General features: G+C 74.2%; 12 protein-coding genes. 4 read left to right on the top strand and 8 right to left on the bottom strand.

What is annotated here, in order from left to right; all coding sequences use genetic code 11:
* Window positions 1–7 precede the first annotated feature (7 nt).
* The 3 genes from ACLFMI_RS09590 to coaA form a co-directional block, all read right to left on the bottom strand.
* Window positions 8–1,201 carry an erythromycin esterase family protein gene (locus tag ACLFMI_RS09590; protein WP_410947408.1) on the bottom strand — a complete coding sequence of 398 codons (1,194 nt, stop codon included), beginning with the start codon at window positions 1,199–1,201 and terminating at the stop codon, window positions 8–10.
* A gap of 3 nt (window positions 1,202–1,204) precedes the next feature.
* A complete protein-coding gene (locus tag ACLFMI_RS09585) occupies window positions 1,205–1,675 on the bottom strand; it encodes a MarR family winged helix-turn-helix transcriptional regulator (RefSeq protein WP_410947407.1) in 471 nt (156 codons plus the stop codon).
* A gap of 66 nt (window positions 1,676–1,741) precedes the next feature.
* Window positions 1,742–2,671, bottom strand: a complete 930-nt coding sequence (gene coaA / locus ACLFMI_RS09580; RefSeq protein WP_410947546.1) for a type I pantothenate kinase — start codon at window positions 2,669–2,671, stop codon at window positions 1,742–1,744.
* Between the two features lie 305 nt (window positions 2,672–2,976).
* On the opposite strand from coaA, the gene ACLFMI_RS09575 reads away from it, so the two are divergent.
* The 3 genes from ACLFMI_RS09575 to ACLFMI_RS09565 are packed head-to-tail and all read left to right on the top strand — an operon-like array spanning window position 2,977 to window position 6,262.
* Window positions 2,977–4,338, top strand: coding sequence for a hemolysin family protein (locus tag ACLFMI_RS09575; protein WP_410947406.1), 1,362 nt, complete (start codon window positions 2,977–2,979; stop codon window positions 4,336–4,338).
* Window positions 4,335–5,387 (top strand): hemolysin family protein, encoded by a 1,053-nt coding sequence (locus ACLFMI_RS09570; protein ID WP_410947405.1) that lies wholly within the window; start codon window positions 4,335–4,337, stop codon window positions 5,385–5,387. The genes ACLFMI_RS09575 and ACLFMI_RS09570 overlap by 4 nt, the downstream gene beginning before the upstream one ends.
* Complete coding sequence (locus ACLFMI_RS09565) at window positions 5,384–6,262, top strand: 3-methyladenine DNA glycosylase (protein WP_410947404.1); 879 nt, start codon at window positions 5,384–5,386, stop codon at window positions 6,260–6,262. The genes ACLFMI_RS09570 and ACLFMI_RS09565 overlap by 4 nt, the downstream gene beginning before the upstream one ends.
* Window positions 6,263–6,373: 111 nt before the next feature.
* Here ACLFMI_RS09565 and ACLFMI_RS09560 read toward each other — a convergent pair whose 3' ends face one another.
* Entirely contained in the window at window positions 6,374–6,571 is a 198-nt protein-coding gene (locus tag ACLFMI_RS09560; protein ID WP_410947403.1) for a hypothetical protein, read from the bottom strand.
* 151 nt (window positions 6,572–6,722) lie between these two features.
* Window positions 6,723–8,498 carry a P-loop domain-containing protein gene (locus ACLFMI_RS09555; RefSeq protein ID WP_410947402.1) on the bottom strand — a complete coding sequence of 592 codons (1,776 nt, stop codon included), beginning with the start codon at window positions 8,496–8,498 and terminating at the stop codon, window positions 6,723–6,725.
* Between the two features lie 224 nt (window positions 8,499–8,722).
* Here ACLFMI_RS09555 and ACLFMI_RS09550 point away from each other — a divergent pair, with 224 nt between their 5' ends.
* On the top strand, window positions 8,723–9,811 hold the full coding sequence (locus tag ACLFMI_RS09550; protein ID WP_410947401.1) for a DUF368 domain-containing protein: 1,089 nt from the start codon (window positions 8,723–8,725) through the stop codon (window positions 9,809–9,811).
* A 287-nt stretch (window positions 9,812–10,098) separates the two neighbouring features.
* On the opposite strand, the gene ACLFMI_RS09545 is transcribed toward ACLFMI_RS09550, so the two are convergent.
* The 3 genes from ACLFMI_RS09545 to ACLFMI_RS09535 form a co-directional block, all read right to left on the bottom strand.
* The gene (locus ACLFMI_RS09545) at window positions 10,099–11,844 is read right to left on the bottom strand and encodes an acyclic terpene utilization AtuA family protein (protein ID WP_410947400.1); all 1,746 of its coding nucleotides are present in this window, start codon (window positions 11,842–11,844) and stop codon (window positions 10,099–10,101) included.
* A 94-nt stretch (window positions 11,845–11,938) separates the two neighbouring features.
* Window positions 11,939–13,312: an MFS transporter gene (locus tag ACLFMI_RS09540; protein ID WP_410947399.1), complete on the bottom strand. Its 1,374-nt coding sequence runs from the start codon at window positions 13,310–13,312 to the stop codon at window positions 11,939–11,941.
* 130 nt (window positions 13,313–13,442) lie between these two features.
* Entirely contained in the window at window positions 13,443–14,099 is a 657-nt protein-coding gene (locus ACLFMI_RS09535) for a TetR/AcrR family transcriptional regulator (RefSeq protein WP_410947398.1), read from the bottom strand.
* Window positions 14,100–14,250: the final 151 nt, after the last annotated feature.

Genomic DNA, 14,250 nt, shown 5'->3' with positions numbered 1-14,250 from the left:
GTAGGGCTCACGGCCGGCTGTGGGCCACCTCGGCGCGCAGCCGGTCGGCCGCGCCGGGCTCGGGCGAGACCGTGCGGACATGCAGCACCGCGTCGAACGCGGCGGCCTCGGTGGGCACGGTCAGGTGCTGGAACGCCTTGGTCGTCGCCCCGTCCGTCGTGCCCGGCGGCAGCCGCCGCAGGTCGGTGAGGTGCAGCGGGCCGAACCCGTCCAGCACGTGGTCCAGGGATCCGGGTGCGGCCCGCGGGGCGGGCACCACGACCGCGTCCTGCGGGACGAGCTGCTCGTCCGGGTCGCCGCGCAGCTCGATCACCTGGCCGCCGGCGAACGTCGTCCCGACGACCACGAGGTCGCCGCCGAGTCGCGGCGCCAGCAGCGTCCCGAGCGACGGCGCGCCGAACACCGGCAGGCGCTGCACGTGCCCGTCGTGCGCGGCCACGACGACGCGGGCCTGCGGGCCCAGCTCGTCGAGCAGGCCGAGCACGGTGTCGGCCATCAGCTCGTCACGCGGGTTGGAGCCCGGGGCGATCACCGGCCCCCCGGTCAGCCAGTCGATCACCAGCCCGGCCCCGCGGGCGCACCGCAGCGCGACCGGGTCCCCCGCGGCGCGGACGGGCAGCGCCCGGATCCCGGCGACCAGCCGGTCCCGCTCGGCGGGCACGAGCGCCCGGAACCGGCGCAGCGCCCGCGACCGCGGGCACGTCGGCTCCCGGTCACCGAGCGTGGCCAGCGCGCGCAGCTCGCCGTCCCCGGGCTGCGGTGGTGCCCGGTCCAGGCACTCCCGGACGGCCGGGCCGGGATCGGTGCCGGAGCCGGGCAGGTCCATGCCTGCCACCCGCACCCCGGATCGCCCGCGCAGCCACGCCAGCTGGGTGCGGGTGGGCTCGTTGTCGCCGAGCCCGTGGCCCACCGCGTGCACGCCGAGCTCGGTGAGATCGCCCGGGCCGCCGGCGACCCACCGGTCCAGCGTGAGGCCCTCGGCGTAGCCGGACTCCAGCACGAGCGCGCCGAACCCGAGCCGCTGCACCAGGAACCGGGTCATCCGGTCGCGGGCCAGCAGGAACTCGTGCGCCAGGTGCGCGCCCTCGCCCAGGCAGACCACCCGCGCGTCGCCGACGATCCGGGCCAGCGGCTCCAGGTCGGAGTCGTCCGGGTCCGCCGGATCCAGCGTCCGCAGCGCGGCCACGGCCTCCGGCGGCACGCCTCAGTCCTCGTCGGGGATGAGCAGCGCCTCGAGTGCAGGCAGGGCCGCCTCCAGGGCGTCGCGCTGGGCGCCGTCGAGGCGGTCCAGCCTGCGCGCGATCAGCGCGGTGCGGTGGCTGCGGACCTCGCGCAGCCGCCGCCGCCCGGCGTCCGAGACGGTGATCAGGACGCCGCGCGCGTCCCCCGGGTCCGGCGCCCGCTGCACCAACCCGGCCTCGTCCAGTGCGGAGAGCACCCGGGACATGGTCGGTGCCGTGACACCCTCGCGGTGGGCCAGCTCGGAGAGCCGCAGCGGCCCCAGCTGCTCCACCGTGACCAGGGTGGACAGTTGCAGGGGCGGCAGCGACTCGCTGTCGTCGATCCGGATCCGGCGGTTCAGCCGCCCGACGGCGAGCCGCAGCCGGGCCGCGAGCTCGTCTTCCCGCGTCTCGAACCGCCCGGTCACGGTGCCGGTACCGGAGTTGCCACCCATCCGCACATCGTGCCAAACGATCGTCGAATCACCCATGCCGCCCGGCGCGTGTCACAGGCAGGATCGTCACAGCTTGCGCAGCCGCACCCGCGTGACGTTGTGGTCCGCGCCCTTGGTCAGCACCAGGCTGGCCCGGGACCGGGTGGGCAGGATGTTCTGCTCCAGGTTCGGCGCGTTGATCTGCGCCCAGATCGTCTCGGCCCGGGCCACCGCGGAGTCGTGGTCCAGCTCGGCGTAGCGCCGGAAGTAGGACTGCGGGTCCCGGAACGCCGTCTCGCGCAGCCGCAGGAACCGCTCCACGTACCAGCGGCGGACGTCGGCGGTGGCGGCGTCGACGTAGACCGAGAAGTCGATGAAGTCGGACACGGTCAGCGCCCCGGCCACGGCGGGCTGCAGCACGTTCAGCCCCTCGATGATCAGGATGTCCGGTCGCCGGACGACCTGCTCCTCGTCCGGGAGGATGTCGTAGACCAGGTGCGAGTAGACCGGCGCGGTCACCTCGGGGCGCCCGCCCTTGATCTCGGAGACGAACCGCAACAGCTTGCGCCGGTCGTAGGACTCCGGGAAGCCCTTGCGGTCCATCAGACCGCGGCGCGCCAGCTCGGCGTTCGGGTACAGGAACCCGTCGGTGGTGACCAGCTCGACGTTCGGGTGCTCCGGCGAGCGGGCCAGCAGCAACCGCAGCAGCCGGGCGGTGGTCGACTTCCCGACCGACACCGACCCGGCGATACCGATCACGAACGGGGTTCGCGCGTTCGCCCCGCCGAGGAACCGCCGGTAGGCCCGGTAGAGTCGGCCTCCCTCCTCGACGTGCAGGTTCAGCAGCCGCGACAGCGGCAGGTAGACCTGGCGGACCTCGTCGAGGTCGACGAAGTCACCGAAGCTGCGCAGCTGCTCGAGCTCCTCGGCCGAGAGCGGGACCCGGGTCGAGGACGCCAGCTGCGACCAGGACCGGCGGTCGAAGTCCACGAACGGTGACGCGCTGCCCTTCGCCAGGGCCGACGGCCTGCGGCCGCCGTACTGCGGCGACGACGGCAGCGGGACGGCGCTCACCGGGCCACCGAGGGCAGTGCGGACCCGGGTGCCCCCGGATCGTGGCCCGGGGGCGGGGACGGGGGCGTCGGCGCCGTGGTCATGGCTGACCAACCTAGCCCCCGTACCCGGTCGCGTACCGGGTGACATCGCTCGCATCCGGCCGGGGCACGCTCGCCGAGCGGGATCGCGCCGCGGGCGTATCGTCGTGCACCGTCCCGCGGGCCACTGTGCGCCCGAACGCGACCGATCCAGGAGAAGTCCGTCCGGTGACCGTCCTGTTCTCGCTGCTCGGACTGCTCGCGGTCGTCGCGCTGACGCTGGGCACCGCGATCTCGGTGGCCTCCGAGTTCTCGCTGACCGCGCTGGAACGCACCCGGATCGACGCCGCCGTCGCCCGCAGCGACGACCGCCGCACCCGCTCGGTGCAGCGCGCACACGGCACCCTGTCGTTCCAGCTCTCCGGCTGCCAGCTGGGCATCACCGCGACCACGCTGGCCACCGGCTACATCGCCGAGCCGGCGATCGCCGAGCTGATCCGGCCGGTGCTGGAGACCCTCGGGCTGACCGGCGGGCTGGCCTCGGGTACCGCGACCGTGCTGTCCCTGGTGGTGGCGACCGCGGTGTCGATGACCTTCGGCGAGCTGGTCCCCAAGAACCTCGCCATCGCCCACCCGATGGGTGTCGCGCGGTCGGTGGTGTGGCTGCAGGCCGGTTTCGCCTCGGCCTTCCGCTGGCTGATCGCCGCCCTGAACGCCACCGCGAACGCGATCGTGCGCAGGCTGGGCATCGAGCCCGCCGAGGAGCTGCGCTCGGCCCGCTCCCCCACCGAGCTGAGCTCGCTGGTCCGCTCCAGCGCGGAGAGCGGCAGCCTCGAGCCGGGGACCGCCCGGCTGCTGGAGCGCTCGCTGCGGTTCACCGACCGGGTCGCCGACGACCTGATGACCCCGCGGGTGCGGGTGGAGACCGTCGACGCCGACGACACCGTCACCGACCTGGTCGCGCTGGCCCGCCGCTCCGGGTTCTCCCGGTTCCCGGTCGTCGACGGCGACCCGGACGTCCCGCTCGGGCTGGTGCACGTCAAGCAGGCGTTCGACGTGCCGGCCGCTGACCGGGCGTCGACACCGGTGCGCGACCTCGCCCGGCCGGTCGAGACCGTGCCCGGTTCGCTCGACGGTGACCAGCTGATGACCCGGCTGCGGTCCGCGGGACTGCAGTCCGCCCTCGTCGTCGACGAGTACGGCGGCACCGCCGGCCTGGTGACGATGGAGGACCTGGTCGAGGAGATCGTCGGCGACGTCCGCGACGAGCACGACCGCGCCGAGCAGAACCGGGTCCGCATGCTCGGGCCCGGGGTGTGGGCGCTGTCCGGGCTGATGCGCCCGGACGAGGTCATCGAGACGGTCGGCTTCCGGATGCCGCACGGCGACTACGAGACCCTGGCCGGACTCGTCGTGGCCCGGCTCGGCCGGATCCCGGACGTCGGGGACGAGATCGTCGTCGACGGCTGGTGGCTGACCGTGCTCAGCCGGGACCGGAACCGGGTCGCCGAGCTGCGGGTCTCCCGGGACGCCCCGCCGGGCCGATCCGGCCGGGCGGCCGTCCTGGCCGGCCAGGAGGTGAACGCGTGAGTACCGACCTGCTCTCGCTGCTGGCCGCGGTCGCGCTGCTCGGGCTGAACGCGTTCTTCGTGGGCGCCGAGTTCGCCCTGATCTCGGCCCGCAAGGACCGGTTGGAGGCGCTGACCGAGGGCGGCTCGGCCGGGGCACGGACGGTGCTGGGCGCCTCCGCGGACCTGTCCCGGATGCTCGCCGCCTCGCAGCTCGGCATCACGATCGCCTCGCTGCTGCTCGGCCGGCTCGGCGAGCCCGCCGTCGCGCACCTGATCGACGGTCCGCTGACGGCCCTCGGGATCCCGGAGGCGGTGACCCACCCGATCGCGTTCGCGCTGTCGCTGGTGGTCGTGGTGATCGCGCACATGCTGCTCGGCGAGATGGTCCCGAAGAACATCTCGATCGCCGGGCCGGAGCGCGCGGCGATCCTGCTGGTACCCGCGTTCCTGGTCTGGACCCGGGTGGCGAAGCCCTTCATCGACCTGTTCAACGTCGCGGCCAATGCCACGCTGCGGCTGCTGCGGGTCACGCCGAAGGACGAGCTGGAGACCGCCTTCACCCCCCGCGAGCTGTCCGAGATGATCGACGACTCGCGCCGCGAGGGCCTGCTCGACGACGAGGAGTCGTCCCGGATCGCGCGCACCCTCGGCTCGGTCGAGTCGACCGTCGCCGAGGTGGTGATCCCGCTCTCCGACGTCGTCTCGCTGGACCGGAGCCCGACCGTGGACGCGCTCACCGCCGCCGTCGGGCGGACCGGGTACTCGCGGTTCCCGATCCGCGGCGCCGGGGAGCGGCTGACCGGGTACCTGCACGTCAAGGACGCGCTCGACCTCGCCGACGCCGGCAGCGCGTCGATCCCGCCGCAGCGGATCCGCAGCCTGCCCACGGTCGGGACGGACGCCCGGCTGGGTGAGGCGATGTCGATCCTGCGCGGGGCGCGGGCGCACCTCGCCCGCGCGGTCGACGGCGCGGGTCGTACCGTCGGCGTCGTGATGATGGAGGACGTGACCGAGGCGTTCGTCGGGACCGTCCGGGACGCGACGCACGCGCCCGGGACCCCGGCGTGACCGCAGCCGGTCCCGGCGTCCTCGCCGCGGTGGACTGGCAGGAGCGGGCGGCCGCGCACCGGGACCGGGTCCGGGCCTGGACCGCTCCGCACCGGGAGCGCCGCCGGCGCGGCGAGAAGCACCCGGTGTGGGATTTCCTGTTCACGTACTACCCGCACCGGCCGGCCCAGCTGGAGCGCTGGGACCCCGGCCCCGGGGTGCGGCTGGTCGGCGGTGATCTCGCCCCGTTCCTGGACCGGCCCGGTTACCTCCGCGACGGCGACGGCGTCCGGTTCGACCCGGCCGCGGCCCCGGACCGGCTGCGCAGCACGGCCGGGTTCGTGCACCGGCTGCTGGACGCGACCCGCTCCCGGGCACCCCGGCTGGGCTGCTTCGGGCTGCACGAGTGGGCGATGGTCTACCGCACCGACCGGCCCCGGCACGCCGTCGGGCTGCGGCTGGGCGGCGCCGGCACCGACGCCGTCGTCGAGTCGATGCCGATCGGCTGCAGCCACTACGACGCCTACCGGTTCTTCACCGACGCCGCCGCGCCGCGCAACGCGCTGCGGCCCACCCGGGAGACGCAGGTCGAGCACGAGCAGCCGGGCTGCCTGCACGCGACGATGGATCTCTACAAGTGGGCCTACAAGCTCGTCCCGGCGGTGCCGGCGGAGCTCGTCGCGGACTGCTTCGCGCTCGCCGCGGACACCCGCGAGCTGGACATGCGGGCCAGCCCCTACGACCTGGCCGACCACGGCTTCTCCCCGGTGCCGATCGAGACCCCCGCCGGCCGCGCCGCCTACGCCCGCGCCCAGGCAGGCTTCGCCGAGCGCGCCGCCCCGCTCCGCGACCGCCTGATCGCCCTGGCCGCCACCCTGGCCCCCGCCGCTCCCTGACAGGCGCCCCGCCGGCTCCCATGCCCCCATCCGCGGGCGGCGACGGGTACGTCAGGCTTTCCCGATCATGGCGGGACGACCGTGGTGTGCCGCTCGGCGGTCCGCCGGCCGTCAGACGTCGTGGAGCTGGTCCAGGACGCCGTTGCGGGCGGACGCGACGAGGTCGGCGAACTGGTCGGTGCTCATCCGGATCCGCTGCCCGAAGTCGTCGGTGATCACGATGCGCCTCTCCGGCACGGCGGCCTCGTCGACGTAGAGCTCGGGGCAGCCGCAGTTGCAGCTGCCGCAGAAGGTGGCGATGTGACGCACGCGGGGGCTCCCCTCGTCGGTGGCGCGCGGGCGGACACCCGCACCGCCGGCAGTGGTCGGCGGTGCGGGCTGCCCGGTTCCCGACGTCACCCGTCCAGGCGCGCCGGACCGGCCGGTCCGGCGCCCGGGGACTGGGGCGCCCGGGGACTGGTCAGTCCGGAGCGCTCCCCCGCTGGCTCGTGACCCGGGCGCTGCGCAGTCGGTTCAGCGCCGCGGCGACCTCGTGCCGGCGCGGAACGGCGAAGTCGGCGAGCGACCCGTGCGCGATCGCGGCCGCACCCCCGCGTTCCACGTCGGTATCGAACCGATCCAGAGCCTCGCCGAGGGTGACTCCGTCCAGCGCGAGATGGTTGAGCGCGAGCCCGACCCCGGTGGTCTGCGATGGGTCGGCCAGCTGGGACACCGCGGACAGGTCGATGTCGTCGCCGCCGAAGGTGAGACGGCCACGACCACGGGCGGTGGTCTTCCGCCGCCCGCGCACCTCGGGGTCGACACTCGCGGGGTCGAACACCCGGCGGCCGAACCCCGGGAACGGGGTGTCGTCGTCCTCGGGCAGCGTCCCGGCGAGCTGGCGGGCGCGGGCGGTGATGTCGGAGACCTGGTAGTCCTGCAGCAGGATCACCGTGTCGGCCCGGTCCAGGTAGTCGCCGGAGCCGCCCATCACCAGCACCGTCGACACGCCCCGGCCGCGGTGCAGTGGCCGTACCCGGTCCACGAACGGCACCAGCGGCTCGGCCTCGATCAGCTCCCGCATCCGGGCGTCGCGGATCATCACGTTCGTCGCCGAGGTGTCCTCGTCGATCAGCAGCACGTCCGCGCCGGACTCGAGCGCCTCGATCGTCGACGCCGCCTGCGAGGTCGACCCGGACGCCGACTCGGTCGAGAAGTCCTCGGTCGGCTTGCCCGACGGCAGTCCGGACACGAACGCCCGCACGTCCACCCGCTGCACCGAGCGCTCGTCCTCGGCCCGGACGGCGACGGCGTCCGGGCGCGCCACGACGAGCTCGCGCCCGTCCCCGGGGACGTGGTCGTAGACGCCGGTCTCCACGGCACGCAGCAGCGTGGACTTGCCGTGGTACCCGCCGCCGACGATCAGCGTGACGCCCTCCGGGACCCCCATCCCGGTCACCTCGCCGCGGTGCGGCACCGGCAGCGTCACCCGCAGCGACTCCGGCGACGCGAACGGCACGCCGTCACGCAGCCTCCGGTCGTCCACACCGGACGCTCGCGGGAGCACGGCGCCGTCCGCCACGAACGCGACGAGCCCGTTGTCGCGCAACGCGTCCCGCAGCGCACCGGCGTCCTCGACGGTGTCCACGAACTCGTTCGCCGCGTCCTGGTCGGCGCGCTCCCAGGTCAGGGCCGCGTGCACGGCGGCGGGCAGGTCGTCGGTCAGGGTCCGCGCCGCGGCGTGCCCGGCGATCCGGCGTCCGTGCCCGGGGAACGGGGCGCCGAGCTCGACGGTCACAGTCCCGGCTGCATCACCGCTGCGCTCGATCCGGATCGCGCTGCGGTCGAGGACCTCCTGCCCACCGGCGTCGACGGTCACCGGAGTGTCACGCAGGGCGGTCCGCAGCGCGCGCAGCAGGAAGCCACCGAGCGCGCGGGCCCGCACCGGGGAGCGATACAGGTCGGCGGGCAGGTCCGCGGTGGCCGGCGGGACGGTCACCCGCAGCCGGGACGGCGGCGCGAACGGGTCGGCCTGGACCTTGCGGATCTCGAGCTCGACGCCGTCCATCGACCAGCGCCCGGCGAGGCCCTTGTAGGCGCCGTAGCTCGCGCCGTCGAGGCCGTGCAGCCGGGAGCCGAGCTCGTGACCGTCTCCCCGGATGCCGGACGGGGGCGGCCCGTCGTCGCGGCGCGGGCCGCCCCGACGGGGCGGACCGCCCGACCGGGAGCCGGGACGGGAGCGGTGCGGTCGGGTCATGCGATCCTCTCGACGGGTGCGGACCGTTCCACGGTAGGTACCCGTCCCCCGGGCCCCGAACCCCGTGCCCACCCCGGCCGGCCCGCGCGGCGCCGCCGGTCAGTGTGCCCGGAAGTCCGGCCGGCAGACGTCCGGGTCGTGGTTGCGTACGTTCACCACTCGCAGCGTGGCCCCGGTCGTCCCGCCGGGGTGGCCGGAACGGGCAGTCGGTACCGTTCGCCGACGTGTTGTCGCGTATGTCCGGAATCCATCTCGCCCGCGGGGCCGCGATCGGTGTCGTCGAGACCATCCCGGGGGTCAGCGGCGGGACGATGGCCCTCGTCGTCGGCATCTACGAGCGGCTGATCGCCCAGGCCGGGCACCTGGTGGGTGCCGTGCGTGCGCTGCTGCCCGGCGGTGGCGACGCCCGTCCGCGGGAGGAGCTGCGCCGCCTCGACTGGGGCCTGCTGGTGCCGGTCGTGGTGGGCATGCTGCTCGCCGTGGTGCTGGCCTCGCAGGTGCTCCCCGACCTCATCGAGGGCTACCCGGTCGGGGCGCGGGCGGTGTTCTTCGGGATGGTCGCGGCGTCGGTCGCGGTGCCGCTACGGATCACCGGGATGCTGCGCGGGGCGCGGGAGTGGACCCTCGTCGTCGCCGCGTTCGCGGGGACGTTCCTGGTCAGCGGCCTGCCCCCGGCCGCAGGCGACGGACGCCCGCCGTACCTGCTGATCGCGATCGCCGCCGCGATCGCGATCAGCGCCCTGGTCCTCCCCGGGTTCTCCGGCTCGTTCCTGCTGCTGGTCTTCGGCCTCTACGAGCCGACGCTGCGTGCGGTGCGCGACTTCGACCTCGCCTACATCGCGGTGTTCGGGCTCGGCGCGGTCGTCGGGCTCGCCATGTTCGTCTCGCTGCTGCAGTGGCTGCTGGAGCACCACCGCCGCACCCTCATGGTGGTCGTGGCGGGGGTGCTGCTCGGGGCGCTGCGTGCGCTCTGGCCCTGGCAGGACGACGCCCGCAGCATCCTCACCCCCGACCCGGGCTGGTACGCGATGCTCGTCCCGGCGCTCCTGGGCGCGGCGCTCGTCGCCGGGATCATGATGCTGGAGCGGCGCCTGGAGGGCGGCACCGCCGCCGCGGCCCCGGGAGACGGCGTCGATCAGGTCGGCGACGACCACTCCCCCGATGCACCGGCCACCGAGGCGGGGCCGTTCACGCACGGCGTCGACGCCCGGACGGAGCGACTGCGCCCGCAGGCCCCGCTCGAGCCGGACACCGACGACGCGACCCGCCCGCTGCCCCGGGTGGACCCGCACCCCCGGCAACCCGATTCCTGATCCGGTACCTGATCACGGCCGCGGCAGCCACTCCGGGCGGCTCGACCCTCGCGGCACCAGCACGGTCCGGTACTCCCCCGGCGTCGCCGATCCGGCGCAGCGTGATCGGGGAGCTCCCGGCGACCGCGGCGTGCTGTGCGGTGTCCCGCCACTCCACCGGCCTGCGGACCATCGGCATGACGATCCCGGCGGCCGCCCCGGCCTCCTCCAGCTCGGCCGCGTCCCATCGGCGGATCGCGGCGGTGTGTCGTCGATGCTCACCGCATCGATGCTCGCCCCGTCGACGGTCACCGCGGCCCCGGCACGTGCTTGGCCCGCAGGTACTCCCCCACCGACTTGCCGATCTGGTCCACCCGCAGGTTCGCCGAGCCGCCGGAGCCGAGCAGCCCGGTCAGCACCAGGTGCACCGCTCGCAGGTGCGGGAACTCGTGCCGGACGATCGCCCCGCCGGCCTCCGGGAGCAGTTCCTTGGCCCGTGCGGTGGTCAGCGTCGCGCGCAGCCAGTCCCAGTGCTCGGGACCCGGTGCCCAGACGCCGACGTTGGCGTTGCCGCCCTTGTCCCCGGCCCGGGCGAAGGTCAGCGTGCCGAGCTCGACCGGCTCGCCGTCCGGGACCGGGAGGTCCGGTTCCGGGTGCACCGGCTGGGCCAGCTCGTCCGGCGTCGCGGTGCGGGCCGAGCGCGGCGCCTCGACCCGGGTGCCGTCGTCGAGGACGGCGTGGTGCTCGAGCAGCGCCGAGTCCAGCAGCGCAGGCCAGTACTCGATCCGCGGCCACGGCTCGGCGGCCCTCGGGGCGTGCCCGTCGTGGTGGAAGCCGGGGAAACCCTGCAGGTAGAGCGACCCGACGGCCGGCGCGAACCGGCGCAGTGGTTCCGCATCGCGGGCCGTGGCGATCACCCTGATCGGGACCGTGGCCGCCCACTGGGTCGCCGGGTCCTCCGCGGCGACGCCGAGCGGGGTGACGTCGAGCTGGTCGACGTGGCCCTCCAGCTGCGTGCGGAGCTGGGCGCGCAGCAGCTCCACCTTCCCCGCCACGTCCGGGGCGGTGCAGAACAGCATCGTGGAGATCTCGTAGCCGATCGGCGCGAACACCGCGACCTTCGCCGTCGGCGGTGGCGGGGACCCGGTGACCGGCCCGATCGCGACCCGGTCCGGACCCTCCTGGGAGAGCTGCACGGAGTCCAGGTGCACGGTGGCGTCCGGGTTGAGGTAGCGCGGGCCCTGGATCTCGTAGAGCAGCTGCGCGGTGACGGTGTCGACAGTGACCGTGCCGCCGTCCGCGGCGTGCTTGGTGATGACCGAGGAGCCGTCGGCGGCGATCTCGGCGATCGGGAAGCCGGGGCGCAGCATGCCCGGCACGTCACGGAAGCCGGAGAAGTTCCCGCCGGTGGCGTGCGCGCCGCACTCGATCACGTGCCCGGCGGTGACGGCGCCGGCCAGCGCGTCGTGGTCGTCCGGGGTCCAGCCGTGCCACCAGGCCGCCGGGCCCGCGGTGAGCGAGGCGTCGGTGACCCGCCCGGTCACCACGATGTCCGCGCCGGCCGCCAGCGCGGTGGCGATCCCGAACCCGCCGAGGTAGGCGTTGGCCGCGATCGGCTCGACGCCCCAGTCCTTGAGCGGGGCTCCGGTGTCGAGGTGCTCCATCCCGTGGCCGTCGGCATGGAAGTCGGCGAGCCGCTCGAACACCCCGTCCCCGGCGACGTGTGCGACGCGCAGGTGCACCCCGGCGTCGGCGATCCGGCGCCGGAGCTCGTCGGCCATTCCCGCCGGGTCGAGCCCGCCGGCGTTGGTGACGACCCGGATCCCGCGCCGGGCGATCTCCGGCAGGTGCGGGGTGAGCTGGTCGAGGGCGTAGGCGACATGACCCGGCTTCCCTCGCCGCGCGGAGGCGGCGAGCGCGGCGAGGGTGATCTCGGCGAGGTAGTCGCCCATGAGGACGTCGACCGGGTCACCGGCCATCGCCTCGTCGACGGCGGTGTACCGGTCGCCGAGGTAGCCGGACACGTTGCCGATCCGCAGTGATCGAGTAGCCATGGTCGGCACGCTACGACCGTCCGTACCGAGCTGACCAGGAGCGCGCCGCGCCCACCCGCCGCGTCCCGGCGCCGGGCGGCGCGGGAACGCAGCCTCAGACCCCGGCCGAGGTCCGCCGGTGGTCCTGGACCGTCTCGATGTCGGTCAGGCTCAGATGCGCGGTCTCCCGGGCACTGAACGCCGAGCCGGCCGCGAGCAGACAGATCACCGCGCCGAAGACGGCGACCGGGACCCAGCCCGAGGCGGCATCACCGGCGAGCGCGGCAGCGATGGTCGGCGCGAACCCGCCCAGCGCGAACCCGATCTGAGTGCCGACGGCGGTGCCGGTCAGCCGGACCTTCGCCGGGAACATCTCGCCGTAGAACGCCGGCCACACCCCGTTCGCGGCGCTGTAGACCACACCGGACAGCAGGATGCCGGCAGCGAAGACGAGCACCAGCATGCCGGTGGTGATCGACCACAGGTAGACGGCCAGCATCGCCGCGCTGCCCAGCGCGCCGAAGATGAACACCGGGCGACGGCCGATCCGGTCGGCCAGGGTGGCGAACAGCGGGAGCGCGGCCAGCGCGACGACGTTCGCGGCGACGACGACCCACAGCATGGTCGAGCGCTCCAGCCCGACCGTGTTCACGGCGAACGACAGTGCGTACACCGTCATCAGGGTGCTGACCGATGCGACGGTCGCGGCCAGGCACACCCGCAGCAGGTTCGGCCAGTGTCCCCGCACCAGTGCGGCGACCGGCAGCTGGTCCTTCTTCGACGGCGCCGGCGCACCGTCCGCGGCGGTGGTCTCGGCGATCTCCCGGGCGAACACCGGCGTCTCGTGCAGCGTGCGGCGGATCAGGAAACCCACGATCAGCACCAGCACGCTGGCCCAGAACGGCACCCGCCAGCCCCAGCTCAGCAGCGCGTCCTCGGGCAGCAGGGCGACGGGCAGGAACACCGCCGTGGCGAGGATCTGACCACCCTGGGTCCCGGAGAGGGTGAAGCTGGTGAAGAACGCCCGCCGGTCCTGGGGCGAGTGCTCCAGTGTCATCGAGTTCGCCCCGGCCTGCTCACCACCGGCCGAGAGCCCCTGCAGCAGTCGGCAGACGACCAACAGCACCGGGGCGAGCGGGCCGACCTGGTCGTAGGACGGCAGCAGGCCGATGGCCAGCGTCGCGATGCCCATCATCACCAGCGTCGCGACCAGGACCTTCTTCCGGCCCAGCCGGTCGCCGATGTGCCCGAACACGACCGCGCCGAGCGGGCGGGCGATGTAGGCGACGCCGAAGGTGGCCAGCGACAGCAGGGTCCCGGACACGGCGCTGGAGTCGGGGAAGAACACCTGGTTGAACACCAGTGCCGCGGCCGTGCCGTAGATGAAGAAGTCGTAGTACTCGAGGGCGCTGCCGGTCCAGGCGGCCAGCGCGGCCCTGGTCGGCTGTGCGGTCGGCGCCACGGTGGCGTCGGACGGACTGGAGCTCACGGGTCACTCCCGGCGTGTGCGTCGTTGCAGGCACGGCGCGGACATACGAGCCGCACTTTATGTACCAACTAGTTACGTACCGTATGGTGAGTTGAGGCCTGGTCGCTGTCAAGCCCTGACGGCGCGGGGTTCAGATCCGGCCGACGTGCGCGGTCAGGTACTCCACGACGAGGTCCCCGACCATCGTCCGGTAGTGCTCGCGCCGGGCCGGGTCCAGCAGGTCCCGGTCGAAGATCGCGGAGAAGGTGTACCGGTTCGCCACCCGGAACACACAGAAGCTGCTGATCAGCATGTGCACGTCGAGCGCGTCGACGTCCTCCCGGAACAGACCCGCGTCGCGCCCGCGATCCAGGATGCCGCCGAGCACGTCGACGGCAGGACCCGCCAGCCCGGACAGCACCGGCGAGGTCCGCAGATGCTCCGCGTGATGGACGTTCTCGATCGCCACCAGCCGGATGAAGTCCGGGTGCGCCTCGTGATGGTCGAACGTCAACTCCGCCACCGCACGCACCGCCCGCGCCGGGCTCAGGTCCGCAACCTTCAGGTCCTGCTCCAGCGCCCGGATGCCCACGTACGCCCGCTCGAGGACGGCCAGGTAGAGCCCCTGCTTCGAGCCGAAGTAGTAGTACAGCATCCGCTTGGTGGTGCGGGTCCGGGCGGCGATCTCGTCCACCCGAGCGCCGGCGAACCCGCGCTCGGCGAACTCGGCGGTCGCCTCGTCCAGGATGTCCGCGCGGGTCCGCTCGGGGTCGCGCTGTCGGCCGTTCTCCACCGGTACCGCCGCCATCGCCGTCACCTCCGCCGTCGTGCGTCCCGGCCGGCGTGTGCGGGTGGGCCGGCCGCCGCGGACTGTACGCAGGACCGGCACCCGCAGGGCTGGCAGCACCACCCGTCGTCCGGTACAACTAACCGTACGGTACATACAGTCTCCGAGGAGG

It is taken from the genome of Pseudonocardia nantongensis (assembly GCF_046546495.1).
In the GTDB taxonomy this organism is placed as follows: Bacteria; Actinomycetota; Actinomycetes; order Mycobacteriales; family Pseudonocardiaceae; genus Pseudonocardia; species Pseudonocardia nantongensis.
The sequence above is the reverse complement of the archived record's forward strand: the minus strand, read 5'-3'. Positions and strand labels throughout refer to the sequence as shown.